Here is a 20745-nt window from a genome sequence, read left to right as displayed (position 1 = left end):
CAGGCCGGATTGGCCCGCTAAAACAGACGGTTGGAAACTTAAAAGGCTTTCGGGTTCCAGCTCCGGAACCCGAAAGCCTGATTTACAGACAAGTGGCCAGTACCCGCACAAGCTTTTGCGCGCGCGGATCCATTAAGACGTACGGGCCCAGTGTATTTGTCACAAAACCGAAAGCTACATCGTGCTCCGGGTCAGCAAAACCGATGGAACCGCCCGCGCCCGGATGTCCGAACGCCCGCGGGCCCAGGCCGAACGTAGCGTTGGGCACATCCGGCTGATCGAGCATGCAACCCAGACCGAATCGGGTCCGGGTCAGTAAAGTCTTATCCTCGCCGAGGCTGTGCTCGCGGGTCAGTTCGTCGAGCATTTCGCCTTCGAGCAAGCTGCCATCGAGCAGGCCGGCGTAGAACCCGGCCAGGCTACGGGCGTTACCGTGGCCGTTGGCCGCAGGTTGCTGCATGCGCCGCCACTCCGGCTTGTTGGTGCTGGTCAGCACTGACGGAGGGTTGGTAAACGCCCGGGTGGTCATGGCCGCTGGTTCGCGCATCGTCACTTGCAGCAGGCGCTGGGCCGCTGCATCACCGATGTTGCCCTTGCCACGGGCGATATGCGCCACCCGATGAAACTCTTCGTCGGCCAGGCCGACGTGGAAATCCAGTCCCAAAGGCTTCGCTACCCGTGCCACGATGGACTCACCCGGCCCGCGCCCATCGGCACGACGCAACAGCTCACCGACCAGCCAGCCATAGGTGATTGCCGCATACCCGTGCCCCTGCCCCGGCGTCCACCACGGAGTTTCAGCAGCCAGGGCATCAACCATGGTTTGCCAGTCGTAAAGTGCTTCGGGCGCCAGCAACTCCCGTAGCGCCGGCAAACCGGCCTGGTGACAGAGCAATTGGCGCAACGTCACAGACTCTTTGCCGGCTGCGGCGAATTCCGGCCAGTACCGGGCAACCGGTGCATCCAGTTGCAGCTTTCCTTCGGCGACCAATTGCAGGGCAGTAACGGCAGCGAAGGTTTTGGTGCAAGAAAACAGGTTGGCGATGGTGTCGCTGTGCCAGGCTTGCGCGCCGTCCTTGTCGGAAGTACCGGCCCAGAGATCGACGACGGTTTCGCCACCGATCCGGATGCACAACGCCGCGCCACGCTCCTGAGCATCGTCGAACAGCGCCGCGAACGCCTCGCGTACCGCTTCGAACTTGAGCTCGTAATAACCCTGAATCTGCACCCGCTACTCTCCGGATAAGCGTTCTACAAAATGCCCCGCATTGTTCCAGCCTTTGAGGGATTTGGGAACAGGGCCAGGCCGGGCGGTCAGCCGCCCCTGGAAGTGATCAGATTGTTTCTGGCGTCCGCACAGACGTCATCGCGAGCAGGCTCCTGTGGGGCGAGCCTGCTCGCGATAAACGATAACGCGGTCCGTCTGGACTCAGTGCCCCTTGCCGGAATGCCCGCCAGTGGCCTTGCCTGGCCCTTGGCCAGCTTCGCCTTTGCGCCCGCCCTCGGTGTCATGGTTGGCTTTATTGGCCTCGGCACTGGCCTTCTGCGCCTCTTTGCCCAACTGTTCAATGGCTGCCAGGTTGCTTTTGCGCACACTGTCGACAAAGCCCTGGAATGGCAGATCGGTAATACCGACCAGGCCAAAATGACCGTTTTCGCCATCCAGCAGTCGCCCGGTTACGGGTTGGTCTAGGTATTGGAACCAGTGCACCCCGACAATCGACGGCTCGCTCAGTGCTTGCTTGAGGAAATTCGCGTAGGCCGGCCCACGGTCCTCTTCCTTCGCCAATTGAGTCACGCCGCCCCAGTATGGGCCGCGATCCGTCGAACCGAAGTTGAACTCAGTGATCAGCACCGGTTTGTCGAGGCTTTTCAGTTGGGCGAAGTCATAGCCGTCCTGGGGTTGCAGGGTGTACATGTTGAAACTCAGTACGTCGCAATACTGGGCACAGGACTCCACGGCTTCTGGCGTACTGATGGCAAAACGGCCACCGAGCAACAACTGGTTTGGCGCGTGCCACTTGAGCGAATCGGAAATGGTCTTGAAGTAAGTGTCGGCGAAGACCTTCTGGAAGTATTTGAAGTCGGCCTCGATTTCCGGGTGGTCAGCGCTTGGCAGCGGCGGCACGAAACCGGGGTCTTCCATTAATTCCCAGGCCGGCAGATCAATGCCCCAGGCTTTCGACAGCCCTGCCTGATTGCGGTACTTGTCGCGCAATTGCTTGAGGAACGCTCGTTTGGCCGGCACGTCGGTGGTCATTTTCAACGTGCCGTAGGCCAGGGCGTAGCGGGCTTTGGGGTCGTCGCCCGGGCCAGCCCAGGCCAGTTCATTATCGGCGTAGTAACCGATCAGCCAAGGGTCATCACGATGATCGCGGGCCGCAATGGCCACCGCGCGCTCGGTGGCCATGGCGAAACGCGGATCGAACGGGTCTGGCATGCCGCCCCACCAGTCGGTCCCCGTGCTGATGCTGGCGTAATCGCCGACGATTGACAGCGGTAAGGTGTAGGGTACCCGTTCAGCATCGCCCAGCACCGGCGCGCTCCAGTTGCCGATGGTGTTGAAACCCCAGGCTTGCAGTCGATCAAGGGTGTGGCGGGTCCAGCGCGGCTCATCGATCGTCGTTTTGCAGGGGCCAGCAGGGGTTGGCTCAGCCGCTTTCGCTGCCGTGGCATCGGCGGCGCCGGTCTTGGCGGCTTCGGCGATACCGGCTTCGGCCGTTGAAGGAACCACGGGTTGCTCGGCAGCCTTCTCGGTCGTTGCCTCTACCGCTTCGGCCTTGGCCGCTTCAGCCACGCCAGACTTGGTATCGCGATCCAAAGCGCAAGGGTCGCCGTACAAACGCTGCAGATTCGCGCCGTAGAAGTCATACCATTGGCCGAAATTGAAGCCCCGGCCCAGGTCGACGCCGTTACCGCCACGGTTGTCGCCTTCACCGAAGTGATGAGCCAGTGCCTCATCAGCCTTGGGCAGGGACTCGAACATCCATTCGCGACCGGCGGTGTAGGTCTGATTGACGTCCGGGGTAACGGTGTTGACCCCCAGCGAATAGAACGGGTGCCCTTGTGGCGTCACCAGGTACCAGCGACCGTCGCGTTTTTCCGTGCGGAAGAAACCACTGGCCTTGAATGACGGGCCTTTGATCCAGCCACCGAATTTGTCCAGCGAAGACTTCTCGCGCTCGGCCAGCCAGGTTTTCAGTTGTTGCTGTTCCTTGGCCGCAGCGCTTTTCAGTTGTTCGTCGCTGCTGACCTTTTCCGGCCATTTGGCCCGGGTCGATTGACCGTAGGCATCCACCAATCCGCCATACACGGCCTGGGTCACGGCCTCGGCATTCTGCACACCGAAGCGCTCCAGCAGAATGCTCTGGGCGACTTTCGGCTGATCCATCGACACGCTCACCGACACGACCTGGCCGCGATCCAGATCACCAGCGCTGCTGGCCAGAAGGATGCGCTGACCCTCGACCGTCATCGGCATGGGCGGCCCGGCTTTCATGCCCATGCTCAACGGCGACGTCGGCTGCAACGGCACCAACAGGGTCTGCGCCGGGCCGGCCGGCAGATCGACACGGCTGACCAGGGTCTTGCCATCGTTGCTCTGGATGGCCACGTACAGGGTCAGCGCCCAATCCATGGCGTTTTGCACGCGCAAGCTCATGAAGCCTGACTGAGACCAGTCCCAGGCCCCGTTCTGGGGGCTCAAACGCAAGGTTGGCCGGGCGACCGGATTGAATGTCACCCGGCGCAGCACTTCACCTTCGGCGGTTTGCTCGGCGTTGGATTGCGGCAGGCTCGCATCCTGGGTCGCTACCTGGACCACATCGGCGGGACGCACAAAGTTGAACAGCGTCTGCTGGTTGGCAGTAGCCGCCAGCAAAGGCGATGCAAACAACAGGGCAAAAACGGCAGGTAACGATTGACGCAACGAACGGCGAATCATGAGAACGGAATTCTCCCTAGCGACCCGGATGGGCCAGTGGAAAAGCAATGACAGAGAGATAGACAACACGGTGGGCTGATTTGCCCACCGATGTGTCAGGAAATTTCACGACGAAATGGCGGCAACGCATTGAGGATCGCCTTGCCATAGCGCTGGGTGACCAGGCGCCGGTCAAGCAAGGTGATGGTGCCGCGGTCTTCTTCGGTGCGCAGCAAGCGGCCGCAAGCCTGTACCAGCTTCAGCGAAGCGTCGGGCACGGAGATTTCCATGAAGGGATTGCCGCCACGGGCTTCGATCCATTCGGCCAGCGCCGCCTCGACCGGGTCATCCGGCACCGAGAACGGAATCTTGGCGATCACCACGTGCTCGCAATAGGCGCCGGGCAGGTCGACCCCTTCAGCGAAACTGGCCAGGCCGAACAGCACGCTGGAATCGCCGCCATCAACCCGCGCCTTGTGCTTGTTCAGGGTTTCCTGCTTCGACAGGTTGCCCTGAATGAACACTTGCTTGCGCCAATCGCGATCCAGGCCGTCGAACACGTCCTGCATCTGCTTGCGCGAGGAAAACAGCACCAGGGTGCCACGAGAGCCTTCTACCAGTTCCGGCAGATCGCGGATGATCGCTGCCGTGTGCGCTGCCGCATCCCGCGGGTCAGCATTCAGATTCGGCACCCGCAGCACTCCGGCATCGGCGTGATGGAACGGGCTGGGCACCACGGCGGTCACCGCTTTTTTCGGCAGACCGGCGCGCATGCGGAAGCGGTCGAAGGTGCCGAGGGCGGTCAATGTGGCTGAGGTCACCAGCGCACCGTAGGCTACGTTCCACAAGTTGCGTCGCAGCATTTCCGCCGCGAGGATCGGACTGGCGTTAACTTCAATGTCGAACAGCGAGCCGCTCTCGGCCAGGGTCAGCCAGCGCGCCATGGGCGGGTTGTCTTCCGGATCTTCGACGGTGAAGGCGGTCCACAACTCCCAGTTGCCCGAAGAACGCGACAACAGGCTGCCGAACAGCGGATACCACTCTTCGGCCTGATTGCTGGCAATACCGATGTTGACCTCACCGTCCATGCCTTCCTTGAGCAAATCGGTGAGGCGCGTGAACAGGTCGGTCAGGCGGGCAAAGCCTTTTTTCAACTCGATGCCCATTTCGCGCATGTGCTCGGGGATGACCCCGCCGACGAACCGGTGGCGCGGCCGCTCGCGACCTTCGACATCTTCACCGGGTTTGAACTCAGCGACCTGCTCGCAGGCAGTAAACATGAACTGCTGCTGGGTCTTGATCTCCCGCGCCAGCTCCGGCACCTGCTCGATCAACTTGCCCAGATCGCCGGGCAACGGGTGTTGTGCCAGCAACTTGGTGAGGTTCTTGGCCGTGGTTTCCAGCCAATCGGCGGTGGAACGCAGGCGCGTGTAGTGGGCGAAATGGCCGATGGCCTTGTCCGGCAGGTGATGGCCTTCGTCGAATACGTAAATAGTGTCTCGCGGGTCCGGCAGCACGGCGCCGCCGCCCAGGGCCAGGTCAGCCAGGACCATGTCGTGGTTGGTGACGATGACGTCGACCTTGCCCATGCCTTCGCGGGCCTTATAGAAGGCGCACTGGCCGAAGTTCGGGCAATGTCGGTTGGTGCACTGGCTGTGATCGGTGGTCAGGCGCGCCCAGTCGGCGTCTTCCAGCGCGGTGGACCAGCTGTCACGATCGCCGTCCCATTTATTGCCGGCGAGTTTTTCGATCATGCTGGTGAACAGCTTCTGGCTGGCCTCATCGACCTCGATCTTGAAGCCTTCCTCTTCGAACAACTGTGCCGTGGCGGTCTGTGCGTGACCTTCCTGGAGCAACATGTCGAGTTTGGACAGGCACATGTAGCGCCCGCGCCCCTTGGCCAACGCAAAGCTGAAATTCAGCCCGCTGTTGCGCATCAAGTCAGGCAAGTCCTTGTAGACGATCTGCTCTTGCAGGGCGACGGTGGCCGTGGCGATCACCAGGCGTTTGCCGGCCGCTTTCGCCGTCGGGATGGCGGCCAGGCTGTAGGCGACGGTCTTGCCGGTACCGGTGCCGGCTTCCACCGCGACAATCGCGGGCTCGCCGCTGCGCCGGCCTTCGTCATCGGTGTCGATATCCCCGAGGACCTTGGCCACTTCGGCAATCATCAGGCGTTGGCCGTAGCGCGGCTTGAGGCTCTTGGCTTCGAGAAAACGCGAATAGGCGCCCTGGATCGTGGTTTTGAGTTCAGTGCTGATCATGGATTGTCGGGCGCAAAAAACGCTGGATAAATTTTCAGTGGTTCGGAACGACGGCTATCATACCCCGCTAATTAATCCCGCGCAGAACGGAGTACCCCAATGACCGCTTTTAGCCTTGTCTATAGCCTGCATGTCCTCGCCGCACTGGTGTGGGTAGGCGGCATGTTTTTCGCCTGGATGGTCTTGCGCCCCGCGGCTGTGAAGGCCCTTGAGGGCCCTGCCCGACTGAAGTTGTGGGTAGAAGTGTTTCAAGGTTTTTTCCGCTGGGTCTGGGTCGCCGTCGTACTGCTGCCCGTCAGCGGCGTGGGCATGTTGCATATGCACTTCAACGGTTTTGAAACCGCCCCGCGATATGTGCAGGTGATGATGGGCTTGTATGTGGTGATGACGGCGCTGTTCATCCGGATTCAGGCGCTGATGCTGCCTGAGTTGCGCACGGCGGTCACCGCACAGGATTGGCCGGTCGGGGCGGCGGTGCTCGGGAAGATTCGGCGCCTGGTGGGGATCAATCTGATTGTCGGCTTGCTGCTGGTGGCGATTGCCGCAGCGCGTCCGATGTTTTGATGAATACATAAGTTCTGTGGCGAGGGAGCTTGCTCCCGTTCGGCTGCATAGCAGTCGTCATCCAGCGACCCCTACATTCTGGAAAAACACGATTGCCGATGTCGGGGCCGCTGCGCAGCCCAGCGGGAGCGAGCTCCCTCGCCACCAGGGTAGTCGGTTGTTCTTACAGCCGCTGAACCGTCACCTCTCCTGACGCACCGGCCGGCCCCGGCTGGCCATCGGCGCCAGGTTTGCCGCTTTTGCCGCCATCGGCCTCGTAGATGAAGCAACCCTTGGCTTTACCGCCCGCTCCAGGCTTGCCGCCGGGACCGGCCAAGCCACCGGCTCCACCGGCCACCTGAACCTTGATCTGCTGCGCAGGATAATCGCGCGGCACTATCAGCTTGACCAACGCCCCCGGCGCGCCTGGCTGACCATTACTGCCATCGCTGCCATCGGCACCGCGACCTGCCTGCCCCCAGGCGCAACCCGGCGCTTGGCCATTGGCCCCGTCGAGGCCGACAAATCCCGGCGCTCCCGTACCACCGCGAGCATCCACCAACAATTGCGGCGCCTTCAGTGCCTTGATCTGCAAGTTCAGATTACGCCCCGAGCGGGCGGCCTTCTGGTAAGTGCCGGGCGCACCGCGAGCGGTGATCTGGCTGCCCTCGGACAACTCGGCACGGCTGACCTTCAACTCCAGCGCTTGTTCACCGGGCACGATGGCAATCCGCGCATCACGCCCCAGGCGCAGTTCACCGACGGTGACCTCGGTGACATTCGACGGGATCAGCAGAGTCCCGTAATCAGCCACTTCCAGACGTTCCAGCTGCAAGGTGCTGGCGGTGTTGGGCAGGCGCATCAGCGAGTTGGTTTCAACACTCACCACCTGCGCGCAGGCCAGAGGGCTGATGAGTACGGCGAGCAGATAGAGTTTACGCATGAGAAGCCTTCGGTGCGGTCGGAGCGGGAATGGTTTGCAGGTGGAATACGCCGAAAAAGAGGATTTTCAAGCGATCACGCCAGGGATGGTCGCGGCCCCTGAGGCTGCGGAAGCTGAAGACGGCCTCCAGCAGATGGAGCCCTGCCAGCAGGCTGCCGGCCAGGTTGACCAACAGATGCAGCGGATGGATGAACGGCGTGAGCAGATTGACCAGCACCACTAACCAGAACAGCAGGGACAACAGCTTCCCCAGCCCCCATATCACCTTCATACGCTCCCCCGGTGAGAATTATTATTTGCACGCACAGTAACGGCTTCCGCGCGGGATAAGCCAGAGGGCAAACAAAAATTCTTCAAGAAGACCGCCGAATGGCTGCCGGAACGCCGCAAAAAAAGCCCGACAGCTCTATTCCGTGGCTTAGCGATTGATATGCAATTCCACCCGACGGTTTTTCGCGCGTCCTGCATCGGTTTCGTTATCGGCCACTGGCTGACTTTCACCCTTGCCCTCGCTGGTGAGTTTGTTCGGCGCCACGCCCTGGCTCAACAGGTATTGCGCGACACTGCTGGCGCGCCGCTCCGAGAGTGCCTGGTTGTAGGTATCGGACCCGACGCTGTCGGTGAAGCCAACCACCTTGATGCTGACCACATCGGCGTCCTCCAGCTTGCCCATGATCGCGTCCAGCTGACTCTTCGCGGCGGGCGTCAGCTCGGACTGATTAGAGGCAAACAGGACATCGCCGGCATCGCTCAGGGTAATGACCTCCGACTGCACCGGTTCGGCTGGCTTGACGCTGGCCGGATACTGCGGCAAAGGGCAACCATGATGATCGACAGGGGTATTGGCCGGGGTGTGAGGGCAGCGATCACGGCGGTCGAAAACGCCATCGCCATCCTCGTCGCCATCCTGGGCATAACAAATCAAACCACCGGTCAAAATACCGAGCGCCGCTCCGCCCGCCGCCCATCCACCACTTTCGAATGCGCCCAGGCCTCCGCCGACCAGTCCGCCAATGACGCTGCAGATCGGCCAGGTACGTTGATTGAGGGGGGCAGTACCATCACTGTGAGTGGCGCAACCGGTCAACAGGCTGCCAAGCAGCAGAACCGGCAAGACGGTCCGTGTGAGTCTGGTCATTTTCAGAAGCTCCTGTGTCACCGGCCAGTGCCGGTTACACAGGAGTAAAGACCCGCATCCGCGACTGCACAAGGCGCGGATGCGAGGGGCTTAGCGCTCGATTTTGATTTCCGTGCGACGGTTCTGCGCACGGCCGTCGGCGGTTTTGTTATCGGCAACCGGCTGGCTTTCACCGGCACCGGAAACAGACACGAAGTTGCTACGCGGCACACCTTGTTGGATGAGGTAATCAACCACCGCATGGGCGCGTTTATCCGACAGTTTCTGGTTGTAGGTGGCACTGCCCACGCTGTCGGTATGACCCACAACGGTCATCCGTGCGGTAGGGGCTTCGGCTTTCAAGCGAGTGGCGATCTTATCGAGCACCTGCTTGTCAGACGCGGTGAGTGTCGCTTTGTCGAACTGGAAGTGAACATCACGGATGACAATCGTTTCTTCCTTGACCACCACGGCCTCTTCGACCACTGGTGCAGGCGCCGGTGGTGGGCAACCATTGGCATCGACCTTCACGCCATGAGGCGTGCCTGGGCACTTGTCGCGGCTGTCCGGCACACCATCGCCGTCTTCGTCGCCATCGCCGTGAACCCAGCAATAGGCTGCTGCCGTACCACCGACAAGCAGCGCGCCATAACCCGCCCAGGACGAACTCTCGGTTGCGCCGAGACCCGCGCCTACGACACCGCCGACGGCCGCACAGGTCGGCCAGTCGGTTTTTTGCAAACCTGCGCAACCAGTCAACACACTGGTTAGCAGAACCAGGGGTAATGCTGTCCGAACTATGCTCATCTAGTTTTCTCCTGAAGGATCGGCTTAGAACCGATTCAGGGAGTAAAGACCGGAGTTTTAATCTCCGCCAGCAATAGGCCATTGCTGTTTTGTCCAGTGTTCAGGACCAATCGCCACTTTTGCGTCAAAGCCGCTCTAGGCTCGGACTCGCAGGCAAGCTAGTCTTGGCAGATCTGATTGAGGATCTTTGATGATTGCAGGTAACTCTTCGCGCACGCCGCAGCAAGCGCTGGCCGCTTTGCTGGATCTTTACGCCCCTTCGCGCCTGTTGCTGATCGGCGCCAGCGAATTCCCGGCGCTTGAAGCTTTCAAGCTCGCCCATCCGGACACCTGCGTGGCGCACGCGGCACCAGGGCCATTGCCGGCCGAACTGGCGGCGCGCCGATTTGACCTGGCACTGGTAGTCGATTGCCTCGAGCACTTGCCCAAGCGTGACGGCCTGAATTTGCTCGGCGGTATCCGCAACCTCAATGCCAGCCGCATCGCGGTGCTGGCAGACCTGCCCGCTAGCGGCTGGCAAGAAACGGACTTCTTCTCCCTGGCCCTGCAAGCCAGCGAACGTTTCCAGCGTGACGATCAAGTGCTGACACTGTTCACCTATGATCTGCTTGACTACAAGCAAGTCCCCGACTGGCTCAACTCGCGGTTCTGGGCCAATCCGGAAAACTTCGGGAAATATTGGTGGTAACGCAATGAGTACATCCATTTGCCCTTGCGGCAGCGGCACTCTGCTCGATGCTTGCTGCGGTCATTACCATGCCGGGCACCCGGCCCCTTGCGCCGAAGCTCTGATGCGCTCGCGCTACAGCGCTTACGTGCTGGGCTTGATCGATTATCTGGTGGCGACGACCCTGCCCGCGCAGCAGGCCGGCCTTGATCGGCAATCGATCAGCAACTGGAGCGCCCAGAGCACCTGGCTGGGTCTTGAGGTGGAAAGCTCCGAAGTCCTCGGCGGTCAACCGGAACACGCCTTCGTGACCTTCACCGCACGCTGGCACGATGGCAGCGGCGAACACAGTCATCGTGAGCGTTCGTCATTCGTACAGAACGCCGGTCGCTGGTATTTCATCGATCCCACCGTGCCCCTCGACATCGGGCGTAACGACGCCTGCCCCTGCGCCAGCGGGCAAAAGTTCAAGAAGTGCTGCTCGGGTTATTTCGCCCGTTGAGGTAAATCCAGGGAGCTAGACTGGGCATCAAAGGAGTCCCGCCATGCTCAGTCGACGACGCACACTTCAAACCCTCATCCTGCTGGTGTTTCTTGGGCTCGGCGGTTGTGCGTCGTGGTTCAGCGATGAGGAACCGGACCCCGAGGTCCATCTGGTCAGGGTCGAAGTCGTGCGGGCCAAGTTGCTGGAGCAGCGGTTTGTGCTGCATTTCCGGATCGATAATCCCAACGACAGCGACCTGACGGTGCGAGGGCTGGAGTATCGCATTCATCTTGGCGACCTCCTGCTGGCCGAAGGCGAGCATGAACACTGGATCACCGTCGGGCCCAAAAGCAGCGGTTTTTACAACGTACCGATCCGCACCAACCTGTGGTCGAAAGTGAGGGATTTGGTCAAGCAACTGAAAAGCCCCAGACAACCCGTCCCCTATCGGCTGGAAGGTGAAATGGAAACCGGTTTATTCATCGCCCACTACGTGCACCTGGCGCGTAATGGCGTGATAATCCCCGCCGATCTAATTCCGGAGTAACCCCGATGACCCAGCAACCCCATGTACATGGCCCAGACTGCAACCACGATCATGACCACCATGATCACGACCACGGCCATGTCCACGGCCCGAACTGCGGCCATGCTCACCAGGAACCGGTGCGCAACGCCCTGAAAGATGTTGGCCGCAATGACCCGTGCCCATGCGGCAATGGCAAGAAGTTCAAGAAGTGCCACGGCGCTTGATGGGTTAGACCCATTTCCCTGTGGAACCGGCTTGCTGGCGATCAATGCGACGCGTTTTGTCATACGCACCGCTTCGCCGGCAAGCCAGCTCCCTCAGGTTTTCAGTCGGCCATCAAGATCTGTGCGGTACTGACGACCGTCGCATACTCGCCATGCAGATTCCCCAGCGACATCCCGTGTACATCCTCGGCGGAACGGGCCTTACCGAAAAAGTCAGGCTTGTCGAAGGTAAAGCACGCATCCTCCACCACCCACGCATCGAACCCCAGATTGCCCGCGGTACGCGCAGTGGACTCCACGGAATTGTGGGTCGCCACGCCGACGATGATCAATTGTTCGATCCCCGATTCATGCAAACGCGCCTCCAGCCCCGTCGAACAAAACGCATCCGGCACTTGTTTTTGAATCAACTGCTCGCCAGGCAATGGCTGAAAGCGCTCCTGAAACTCCACGCCCGATTGCTGTGGCCAGAACACCGAATCCTGCGAGCGGGACAGGTGTTGCACGTGAATGATCGGCCGCCCGCTGCGACGCCAGCGGGCTAACAGCTCCAACATGCGATCTTCGGCCCGAGGATTGTTGCGCCGGCCGAGTCTGGGGTGAAGGATGCCTTTTTGTTGATCGATGATGATCAGTGCCGCGTTCTTCTCAAGCTCCATGCTCGCTCTTCTCACGCCAGGTCAGTTGATTCGCTGCACTTCAACATCGGCCCCGGCCGGTGGCAAGCCATCGAATGCAAACCGGATCCCGGACAAATCCTGAAATAACCTCGCCACCTGCTTGCGCGGCCACCTCCTGCTCACTAACGTAGCGCCTTTACTGACGTTACCGCCCCGCAGGAGCTTTGCCATGGCCTCGCCAGCCCTTACACATTTTCTACCCCGGTTCGGCGTTGCCGCAGCAGTTGCAGGTGTTTTGAGCCTGACCGGCTGTCAGAACTTCAACGCACAGGACACCGTTCCGCCGACTTCCGGCGTACAGCCGCTCAAAGGTCTGGCGCAGAACGTTTCGGTGCGCCGTAATGCCATGGGCATGCCGCTGATCGAAAGCAGCAGCTTCCACGACGCTCTGTTCACCCTCGGCTACGTGCATGCCAGCGACCGCATCACGCAGATGGTCACCTTGCGCTTGCTGGCCCAGGGCCGTCTGGCCGAGATGCGCGGTTCGGACCTGCTCGATGCCGACCGCTACATGCGCGCAGTCAACCTGAAGAAAAGCGCAGGAGAGCTATACAAGGCGTCTTCGCCACGCCTCAAGCGTTTCTTTGAGGTCTATGCCCGCGGGGTCAACGCTTACCTGTTCCGCTACCGCGACAAGCTGCCGGCCGATCTCGCCGCCAGCGGCTACAAACCTGAATACTGGCAACCGGAAGATTCGGCGCTGATTTTCTGCCTGTTCAACTTCAGCCAGTCAGCCAACCTGCCCGAAGAAATCTCCGCGCTGGTGCTGGCCCAAACGGTGCCCACCGACAAGCTGCCGTGGCTGATCCCTTCTGCCCCGGATGAACAATTGCCGGTGGCCGAAAGCGAAAAGCTGCAAAGCATCAAGCTCAACGGGCAAATACCGGGGCTGGCTGATATCAGCAAAGCCACGAGCCAGCTCGCCGAGCTGAATCTGCTCGGTGCCACTTCATCGAACAACTGGGCCATCGCCCCGCAACGCAGCCGCAGCGGCAAGAGCCTGCTGGCCAGCGACAGCCATGGGCCGATGGGCGTGCCGTCGTTATTCAGCTACGTGCAGATTCGCGCACCGAAATATCAGGCGTCCGGCGTGACCATTGCCGGGTTGCCAATGGTGCTCGGCGGGTTCAACGGCAAAGTCGCGTGGAGCACGACCAGCGTCATGGGCGACAACCAGGACCTGTTCCTGGAAAAAATCAAACGCCAGGGCAACGGCCTGGCCTACGAAAACGGCGGCAAGTGGCAGCCGGCAAGCGTGCGTAACGAAACCTACTTCATCAAAGGCCAGCGGCCGATTCGCGAAGCAGTGTACGAAACCCGCCACGGCCCGCTGCTCAACAGCGCCCAGGGTCTTGCCCAGGGCAGCGGCTTCGGCCTGGCCTTGCAGACGCCGAGCTTCACCGATGACAAAACCCTGGATGCTTTTTTTGACCTGTCCCGCGCACAGAATGTCGAGAAGGCGTCGGACGCCAGCCGCGAGATCCGTGCCATTGCACTGAATCTGGTGTTTGCCGATGCCAGCAACATTGGCTGGCAAGTCACCGGTCGCTACCCGAACCGTCGTGAAGGCGAAGGCCTGCTGCCCTCGCCGGGTTGGGAGGGTCGCTACGATTGGGACGGCTACGCCGACCCGATGCTGCACCCCTATGATCAAGACCCGGCCCAGGGCTGGCTCGGCACCGCGAACCAGCGGGTCATCCCCCATGGCTATGGCATGCAACTGTCCAATTCCTGGTCGGCGCCGGAACGTGGCGAACGCCTGGCTGAACTGGCCGGCGTGGGCAAACATGACACCCGTAGCCTGATCGCGATGCAGTACGACCAGACCACCACCTTCGCCGCCAAACTGAAAAAAATGTTCGAAGCGCCGGGCATGTCGCAACCGCTCAAACAAGCCATCGCGGCATTGCCCGCAGCGGATGGAGCCAAGGCACGAGAGGCGCTGAGCCGCTTGATGGCATTCGACGGCAAGCTCAGCCCGACCTCCGCCGATGCGGCGATCTACGAGCTGTTCCTGCAGGAAAGCGCCAAGCAGATTTTCCTCGACGAACTGGGACCGGAAAGCAGCCCGGCGTGGAAGGCCTTTGTCGCCAACGGCAAGTTGTCCTACTCCGCCCAGGCCGATCACCTGTTGGGCCGCGAAGACAGTCCATTCTGGGATGACGTGCGCACCGCGCAAAAAGAAGACAAACCGGCGATTCTCGCCCGCAGCCTGGCAGCGGCGATCAGCGCCGGGGACAGTCAGCTGGGTGGCGACCACAAAGCCTGGCAGTGGGGCAAACTGCACCGCTACGAATGGAAGAATGCCAGTGGCCAGACCGTGCGCGGTCCGCTGCCGGCCGGCGGCGATCACACCACGCTCAACACCGCTGCGTTCGCCTGGGGCCAGGACTTCAACACCACGCTGGCGCCTGCCATGCGCTTTATCGTCGACTTCGGCCTGGCCGAACCGCTGATGGGCCAGAACGCCACCGGCCAGTCCGGCAACCCGGCCAGTGCGAATTACCTGAACAGTATCGACCCCTGGCTGAAAGGCCAGTACATGAGCCTGCCGATGCAGCCGCAGAACTTTGACAAGGTCTACGGAACCCAGCGTCTGACCCTGACGCCGGGCAAATAAGGACCGACACCCATACCCGGTGGGAGCGAGCCCGCTCGCGATGAGGCCATGCCAGTCAACTCAAGAGGTGACTGACAGGCCGCCATCGCGAGCAGGCTCTCACATCGGTACAGCGCCACCCCATCAAATCCCGATAGAACTTCTCGCTCCACGCCAGCCTCCTGGCTAACAAGCCATCCACTCTGCTCACCATCATGGTTCCGGCGGCGCAGTCAGCTGGAACAGGTCATCATCCGAGGCAACAACCCGGTATTGCTCGCCTCGCCACTGCTGACCGGCAAAGACTGGTTCGACCTGGCCCGCCAGCGCGAAGCGTCGCGCAGCCTGGGCGTCGAAGGCATGATGCTCAAGGCCCGGGAGGCGTTGTATGGCGTTGGTCGCACCAAGGAAATGAGGGTGTGGTGGAAATGGAAAGTCGACCCGTTCAGCATCGACGCGGTGCTCATTTACGCGCAACGCGGTCATGGCCGCCGGGCAAGCCTCTATAGCGACTACACTTTCGCCGTCTGGGACGGCCCGCCCGATGCCAGAGAACGCTCGCTGGTGCCCTTCGCAAAGGCTTACTCGGGGCTGACCGACGAGGCTGACCATCTCGGCACGTTGCAGGACTTGCTCAGTTGACCAGCCCCTGTGAACACTAGTCCCCTGTGGCGAGGGAGCTTGCTCCGCTCGGCTACGAAACAGCCGTAATCGCGCCTCATCAGGGCCGACTACAGAATTGCGTACACAGGTTTTGCGGTCGCTTCGCAACCCAGCGGGAGCAAGCGTCCTCGCCACAGGCATTGGCATCAAGTCGAACCGAAATAGTGCAGGCTTCCCACGCCGCCCATTTTCGTGCACTAATCCCATCCGGCAATTTCCTGAACACCTTTTAAAACGCTTGTTCGGCACTCTGGTTCGGAAATTGCTACTTTCAGTAGGTCTTACGCTTACCAGTAACAATAAATCTGCGCCACAAGCGCTCATATTGGTTCTTAGGGATTGAATAATGAAAAAAGCATTGCTGACCCTTTCTGCACTGGCATTGTGCGTAGCTGCTGGCTCCGCGCTGGCAAAGGAATACAAAGAGTTGCGTTTTGGCGTTGACCCTTCCTACGCACCGTTCGAGTCGAAAGCGGCCGACGGCAGCCTGGTAGGTTTCGACATCGACCTGGGGAACGCGATCTGTGCCGAACTGAAGGTCAAGTGCAAATGGGTCGAAAGCGATTTCGACGGCATGATTCCTGGCCTGAAGGCCAATAAATTCGACGGCGTGATCTCTTCGATGACCGTCACCCCGGCCCGCGAAAAAGTCATCGACTTCTCCAGCGAGCTGTTCTCCGGCCCGACTGCCTACGTGTCCAAGAAAGGTTCTGGCATCACCGCAGACGTCGCTTCGCTCAAAGGCAAAACCGTCGGCTACGAGCAAGGCACCATTCAGGAAGCCTATGCCAAGGCCGTTCTGGACAAGGCTGGCGTGAAAACCCAGGCCTATCAAAACCAGGACCAGGTGTATTCCGACCTGACTTCCGGTCGTCTCGACGCCGGTATCCAGGACATGCTGCAAGCCGAACTGGGCTTCCTGAAGTCGCCAAACGGGGCCAATTTCGAAATCAGCAAGCCGGTCGATAACGAACTGCTGCCGGCTAAAACAGCGGTCGGTATTAAGAAAGGTAACACTGAGCTGAAAGCACTTTTGGATAAAGGTATCAAAGCGTTACACGATGATGGCACCTACGCCACCATTCAGAAGAAACACTTTGGCGATCTGAATCTGTATAGCGGCAAATAATGCCCGGCGCCCATCTCGCGATGGGCGCTTTTTTCTTCCGATCTGGTTGCTGATTTTATGTTTGAAAACCTCCTGCAAAATCTGGGGCTCGCAGCCTTCAGCCTCAAGGGTTTCGGCCCGTTGCTGATGGAAGGCACCTGGATGACCATCAAATTATCGGCGATGTCGCTGCTGGTGGCCGTGTTGCTCGGCCTGCTCGGCGCCAGTGCCAAACTGTCAAAAGTCAAATTGCTGCGCTTGCCTGCCCAGTGCTACACAACGCTGATTCGCGGCGTGCCGGATCTGGTACTGATGCTCTTGATCTTCTACAGCCTGCAAACCTGGCTGACGTCGTTCACCGACTACATGGAATGGGAATACATCGAGATCAACCCGTTCAGCGCCGGGGTCATTACCCTGGGTTTCATTTATGGCGCGTATTTCACCGAAACCTTCCGTGGCGCGATTCTCGCAGTACCGCGGGGTCAGGTCGAAGCCGCCACCGCCTATGGCCTCAAACGCGGCCAGCGCTTCTGGATCGTGGTGTTTCCGCAGATGATGCGTTTTGCCCTGCCGGGTATCGGCAACAACTGGATGGTCATGCTCAAGGCCACCGCGCTGGTATCGATCATTGGCCTGGCCGACCTGGTCAAGGCTGCGCAGGACGCCGGTAAAAGCAGCTATCAGCTGTTCTATTTCCTGGTACTCGCCGCCTTGATCTACCTGGCGATCACCAGTGCCTCCAACTTCATTCTGCGCAGGCTGGAACGCCGGTACGCCGCCGGTACACGGGAGGCCGTGCGATGATCGAACTCTTGCAGGAATACTGGAAAGCCTTCCTCTACACAGACGGCCAGAACATCACCGGCCTGGCCATGACCCTGTGGCTGCTCAGCGCGTCGATCTTCTTCGGTTTCCTGGTGTCGATCCCACTGTCCATCGCCCGGGTCTCGCCGCAGCTCTACATTCGCTGGCCCGTGCAGTTCTACACCTACCTGTTCCGTGGTACGCCGCTGTATATCCAATTGCTGATCTGCTACACAGGCATTTACAGCCTGGCCGCCGTGCGCGCGCAGCCGCTGCTCGACAGTTTTTTCCGCGATGCGATGAACTGCACCATCCTGGCCTTCGCCCTGAACACCTGCGCCTACACCACGGAGATCTTCGCCGGGGCCATTCGCAGCATGAACCACGGTGAAGTCGAAGCGGCCAAGGCCTACGGCCTGACCGGCTGGAAGTTGTATGCCTACGTGATCATGCCGTCGGCCCTGCGTCGCTCGTTGCCGTACTACAGCAACGAAGTGATTCTGATGCTGCACTCGACCACCGTGGCGTTCACCGCGACCATTCCGGACATTCTGAAAGTCGCTCGGGACGCCAACTCGGCGACCTTCCTGACCTTCCAGTCGTTCGGCATTGCCGCGTTGATCTACCTGACCGTCACCTTTGCGCTGGTCGGCCTGTTCCGTCTCGCCGAACGCCGATGGCTGGCCTTCCTCGGGCCGACCCACTAGGACTTCTCGCACATGCGCCACCAGATACATGACTTGCTGTCCCCGCTGCCGGGGACCGCACGACAGATCCACAGTTTTCACTTCGGGCCGCAACCGGCCAAAGGCAAGATTTACATCCAGTCATCCCTTCACGCCGATGAATTGCCCGGCATGCTGGTGGCCTGGCACCTCAAGCAACGCCTGGCGGAGCTGGAAGCCGCCGGCCGCCTGCGCAGCGAAATCGTTCTGGTGCCGGTGGCCAATCCGGTCGGCCTGGAGCAAGTGCTGATGGACGTGCCGCTGGGCCGCTACGAACTGGAAAGCGGTCAGAACTTCAACCGCTGGTTCGTCGATCTGAGCGAAGAGGTCGGCAACGAGATCGAAGGCCAACTGGGCGACGACCCGCAGCGCAATCTCGAACTGATCCGCATCAGCCTGCGCCACGCACTTGCCCGGCAGACCGCCAGCACCCAACTGCAATCCCAACGCCTGACCCTGCAACGACTGGCCTGCGATGCCGACATGGTGCTGGACCTGCATTGCGATTTCGAAGCCGTCGCGCACCTGTACACCACGCCGGATGCCTGGCCGCAGGTCGAGCCGCTGGCCCGTTATATCGGCGCCGAGGCCAGCCTGTTGGCCACCGACTCCGGTGGTCAGTCGTTCGACGAATGCTTCACCTTGCTCTGGTGGCAGTTGAAAGAACGCTTCGGCGAACAGTTCGAGATTCCGCCCGGCAGCTTTTCCGTCACCGTCGAACTGCGCGGTCAGGGCGACGTCAACCACCCGCTGGCCAGCCTGGACAGCCAGGCACTGATCGATTACCTGATTCATTTCGGAGCGATTGCCGGCGAACCGGCGCCCCTGCCCAAGCTACCCTACCCGGCCACTCCACTGGCCGGTGTCGAACCTGTGGCCACGCCCGTCGGCGGGCTACTGGTGTTCGCCGCGCTGCCAGGAGAGTACCTGGAAGCCGGGCAATTGATCGCTGAAATCATTGATCCGATCGCTGATCGCGTCACTCCTGTTCATTGCACCGCCGCCGGGTTGATGTACGCCCGCTCGCTGCGCCGCATGGCCACTGCCGGCATGGTGATCGCCCATGTCGCGGGCACCGAAGCCTATCGCAGCGGTTACCTACTTTCGCCTTGAGGATGTCTGTTCCATGTACAAACTGACCATCGAAGACCTGCATAAAAGCTACGGCGATCATCAGGTGCTCAAAGGCGTTTCCCTCAAGGCCAACACCGGCGACGTCATCAGTCTGATCGGCGCCAGCGGCTCGGGCAAAAGTACCTTTCTGCGCTGCATCAATTTTCTCGAACAACCCAACGACGGCGCCATGAGCCTCGACGGCCAGGCGATCCGCATGATCAAGGATCGACACGGCATGCATGTCGCCGATCCGGATGAACTGCAACGGATCCGTACCCGCCTGGCCATGGTGTTCCAGCATTTCAACCTGTGGAGCCACATGACCGTACTGGAGAACATCACCATGGCTCCGCGCCGGGTGCTGGGTTGCAGCAAGCAGGAAGCCGAAGACCGCGCGCGCCGCTATCTGGACAAGGTTGGCCTGGCGGCGCGTGTGGCGGACCAATATCCGGCGTTCCTGTCCGGCGGTCAGCAACAGCGGGTGGCCATTGCCAGGGCACTGGCCATGGAGCCGGAGGTCATGCTGTTCGATGAGCCCACATCGGCGCTGGACCCGGAACTGGTGGGTGAGGTACTGCGCGTGATCCAGGGCCTGGCCGAAGAAGGCCGGACCATGATCATGGTGACCCACGAAATGAGCTTCGCCCGCAAGGTCTCGAGCCAGGTGCTGTTCCTGCATCAGGGGCTGGTGGAAGAGCAAGGCGCGCCGGAAGACGTGCTGGGCAATCCGAAGAGTGAACGGTTGAAGCAATTCCTCAGCGGTAACCTGAAATAAACGCCGAGCGAAAAAAGGGGGGGAGCCGTATTCCCGGCTCCCCCCACTCAAACGTCAAACAGTCGCTTCGTGCTCAAGCCTGAAACGGCCATTGGTCACTTCCAGACCGTCAGCATCCATACCGCTGAAGCTCCCGGCAAACTGCGCTTCCCCGCCCACCGTCAACTCAAGCACGCCTCGATACAAATCCGCTTCGGAGGTGCCTGTCACGTGGATAATCATCGGGGAGCTTTCAGTAAGCCCTAAATTGAAACTGCCGCTCTGGATGCCAACCGGCAGATAGACATAAAACGCCGTCCCTTGCCCGTTATCAGCCTCGATACAGTGGATACCTGGCCGATCATAGAAGTAGAGTCCGTGCGTCACGCGAAACGGCTGGGGACCGTCGGCCGTGTTCACATCGGCACTTAAATGCCCTGCTCGATTTGTACTCATTTGAAGTCCTTTTCATAGACATGGATAACTGCTCGACGCCGACCCTTCCCAAAGGGTCGCAGAACGAGTAACGCCGGGATAAGAACACGGCAGGATCACCAAGTGGTTTCGACGGCGATTACAGTTATTGCCGGATATGAATCGATCAACACGGGAGCGAGCCTCGCCCGCACCGAAGCACAAGCAGCACTCTCGGCATTACACAGGGTGGTGGTCGATGAATGGCACGAATTGCCCGGCAACAAGCGTGGCGTGCAACTGCAGTGGGCTATGGCCCGATGCGTTTACTGGTGGCTATGAAATCCGCCGGGGCGACAACTGTAGGGCGGTGTCATCGGCG

20 protein-coding genes and 1 pseudogene are annotated in these 20745 nt (G+C 60.5%); 12 read left to right on the top strand and 9 right to left on the bottom strand.

The genetic code is table 11. From position 1 onward, the window contains the following. Nucleotides 1-82: 82 nt before the first annotated feature. From ACVWYU_RS16870 to dinG, 3 genes are all read right to left on the bottom strand, one after another. The gene (locus ACVWYU_RS16870) at nt 83-1228 is read right to left on the bottom strand and encodes a serine hydrolase domain-containing protein (protein WP_457373211.1); all 1146 of its coding nucleotides are present in this window, start codon (nt 1226-1228) and stop codon (nt 83-85) included. A 201-nt stretch (nt 1229-1429) separates the two neighbouring features. Further along, nucleotides 1430-3943, bottom strand: a complete 2514-nt coding sequence (locus ACVWYU_RS16865; protein WP_457373210.1) for a beta-agarase — start codon at nt 3941-3943, stop codon at nt 1430-1432. A 95-nt stretch (nt 3944-4038) separates the two neighbouring features. Next, nucleotides 4039-6183 (bottom strand): ATP-dependent DNA helicase DinG, encoded by a 2145-nt coding sequence (gene dinG / locus ACVWYU_RS16860; RefSeq protein ID WP_090317110.1) that lies wholly within the window; start codon nt 6181-6183, stop codon nt 4039-4041. A 99-nt stretch (nt 6184-6282) separates the two neighbouring features. On the opposite strand from dinG, the gene ACVWYU_RS16855 reads away from it, so the two are divergent. Next, complete coding sequence (locus tag ACVWYU_RS16855) at nt 6283-6747, top strand: CopD family protein (protein WP_090317107.1); 465 nt, start codon at nt 6283-6285, stop codon at nt 6745-6747. Nucleotides 6748-6910: 163 nt separating this feature from the next. Here the strand turns inward: ACVWYU_RS16855 and ACVWYU_RS16850 are convergent, their stop codons facing one another. From ACVWYU_RS16850 to ACVWYU_RS16835, 4 genes are all read right to left on the bottom strand, one after another. Continuing rightward, nucleotides 6911-7669 (bottom strand): collagen-like triple helix repeat-containing protein, encoded by a 759-nt coding sequence (locus tag ACVWYU_RS16850; RefSeq protein ID WP_457373209.1) that lies wholly within the window; start codon nt 7667-7669, stop codon nt 6911-6913. After that, on the bottom strand, nt 7662-7940 hold the full coding sequence (locus ACVWYU_RS16845; protein ID WP_090317101.1) for a DUF1145 domain-containing protein: 279 nt from the start codon (nt 7938-7940) through the stop codon (nt 7662-7664). The genes ACVWYU_RS16850 and ACVWYU_RS16845 overlap by 8 nt, the downstream gene beginning before the upstream one ends. A 147-nt stretch (nt 7941-8087) precedes the next feature. Next, complete coding sequence (locus ACVWYU_RS16840; protein ID WP_457373208.1) at nt 8088-8807, bottom strand: OmpA family protein; 720 nt, start codon at nt 8805-8807, stop codon at nt 8088-8090. Nucleotides 8808-8897: 90 nt separating this feature from the next. Continuing rightward, entirely contained in the window at nt 8898-9593 is a 696-nt protein-coding gene (locus ACVWYU_RS16835; protein WP_457373207.1) for an OmpA family protein, read from the bottom strand. A gap of 190 nt (nt 9594-9783) precedes the next feature. Between ACVWYU_RS16835 and ACVWYU_RS16830 the strand changes: the two genes are divergently transcribed. The 4 genes from ACVWYU_RS16830 to ACVWYU_RS16815 are packed head-to-tail and all read left to right on the top strand — an operon-like array spanning nt 9784 to nt 11497. Further along, complete coding sequence (locus ACVWYU_RS16830; RefSeq protein WP_090317098.1) at nt 9784-10281, top strand: DUF6231 family protein; 498 nt, start codon at nt 9784-9786, stop codon at nt 10279-10281. Between the two features lie 4 nt (nt 10282-10285). Next, nucleotides 10286-10762, top strand: a complete 477-nt coding sequence (locus tag ACVWYU_RS16825) for a YchJ family protein (protein ID WP_090317097.1) — start codon at nt 10286-10288, stop codon at nt 10760-10762. A 43-nt stretch (nt 10763-10805) separates the two neighbouring features. Further along, a complete protein-coding gene (locus ACVWYU_RS16820) occupies nt 10806-11291 on the top strand; it encodes an LEA type 2 family protein (RefSeq protein ID WP_390959102.1) in 486 nt (161 codons plus the stop codon). 5 nt (nt 11292-11296) lie between these two features. Beyond that, on the top strand, nt 11297-11497 hold the full coding sequence (locus tag ACVWYU_RS16815; RefSeq protein WP_034146774.1) for an SEC-C metal-binding domain-containing protein: 201 nt from the start codon (nt 11297-11299) through the stop codon (nt 11495-11497). A gap of 101 nt (nt 11498-11598) precedes the next feature. On the opposite strand, the gene ACVWYU_RS16810 is transcribed toward ACVWYU_RS16815, so the two are convergent. Further along, a complete protein-coding gene (locus tag ACVWYU_RS16810) occupies nt 11599-12156 on the bottom strand; it encodes a cysteine hydrolase family protein (RefSeq protein WP_457373206.1) in 558 nt (185 codons plus the stop codon). A gap of 190 nt (nt 12157-12346) precedes the next feature. On the opposite strand from ACVWYU_RS16810, the gene ACVWYU_RS16805 reads away from it, so the two are divergent. The 7 genes and pseudogenes from ACVWYU_RS16805 to ACVWYU_RS16775 all read left to right on the top strand — a co-directional run bounded on the left by ACVWYU_RS16805 (nt 12347) and on the right by ACVWYU_RS16775 (nt 19970). Further along, entirely contained in the window at nt 12347-14797 is a 2451-nt protein-coding gene (locus ACVWYU_RS16805; RefSeq protein WP_457373205.1) for a penicillin acylase family protein, read from the top strand. Nucleotides 14798-14998: 201 nt separating this feature from the next. Continuing rightward, a pseudogene (locus tag ACVWYU_RS16800) lies at nt 14999-15379 on the top strand (ATP-dependent DNA ligase); the annotation flags it as partial. Nucleotides 15380-15785: 406 nt separating this feature from the next. After that, a complete protein-coding gene (locus ACVWYU_RS16795; protein ID WP_090317093.1) occupies nt 15786-16568 on the top strand; it encodes a transporter substrate-binding domain-containing protein in 783 nt (260 codons plus the stop codon). Between the two features lie 57 nt (nt 16569-16625). Then, a complete protein-coding gene (locus tag ACVWYU_RS16790) occupies nt 16626-17354 on the top strand; it encodes an ABC transporter permease (RefSeq protein WP_247254848.1) in 729 nt (242 codons plus the stop codon). Beyond that, nucleotides 17351-18061, top strand: a complete 711-nt coding sequence (locus ACVWYU_RS16785) for an ABC transporter permease (protein WP_090317091.1) — start codon at nt 17351-17353, stop codon at nt 18059-18061. Before ACVWYU_RS16790 ends, ACVWYU_RS16785 begins: the two co-directional genes overlap by 4 nt. Before the next feature lie 12 nt (nt 18062-18073). Next, the gene (locus tag ACVWYU_RS16780) at nt 18074-19192 is read left to right on the top strand and encodes a succinylglutamate desuccinylase/aspartoacylase family protein (protein ID WP_457373204.1); all 1119 of its coding nucleotides are present in this window, start codon (nt 18074-18076) and stop codon (nt 19190-19192) included. A 13-nt stretch (nt 19193-19205) separates the two neighbouring features. Then, nucleotides 19206-19970 carry an ABC transporter ATP-binding protein gene (locus ACVWYU_RS16775; RefSeq protein ID WP_457373203.1) on the top strand — a complete coding sequence of 255 codons (765 nt, stop codon included), beginning with the start codon at nt 19206-19208 and terminating at the stop codon, nt 19968-19970. A 54-nt stretch (nt 19971-20024) separates the two neighbouring features. On the opposite strand, the gene ACVWYU_RS16770 is transcribed toward ACVWYU_RS16775, so the two are convergent. Beyond that, nucleotides 20025-20405, bottom strand: a complete 381-nt coding sequence (locus ACVWYU_RS16770; RefSeq protein ID WP_390959095.1) for a hypothetical protein — start codon at nt 20403-20405, stop codon at nt 20025-20027. Nucleotides 20406-20745: the final 340 nt, after the last annotated feature.

This window comes from Pseudomonas sp. TE12234 (assembly GCF_054061835.1).
Note: the sequence above shows the minus strand (reverse complement) of the source record. Positions and strands in the feature narration are given on the sequence as shown.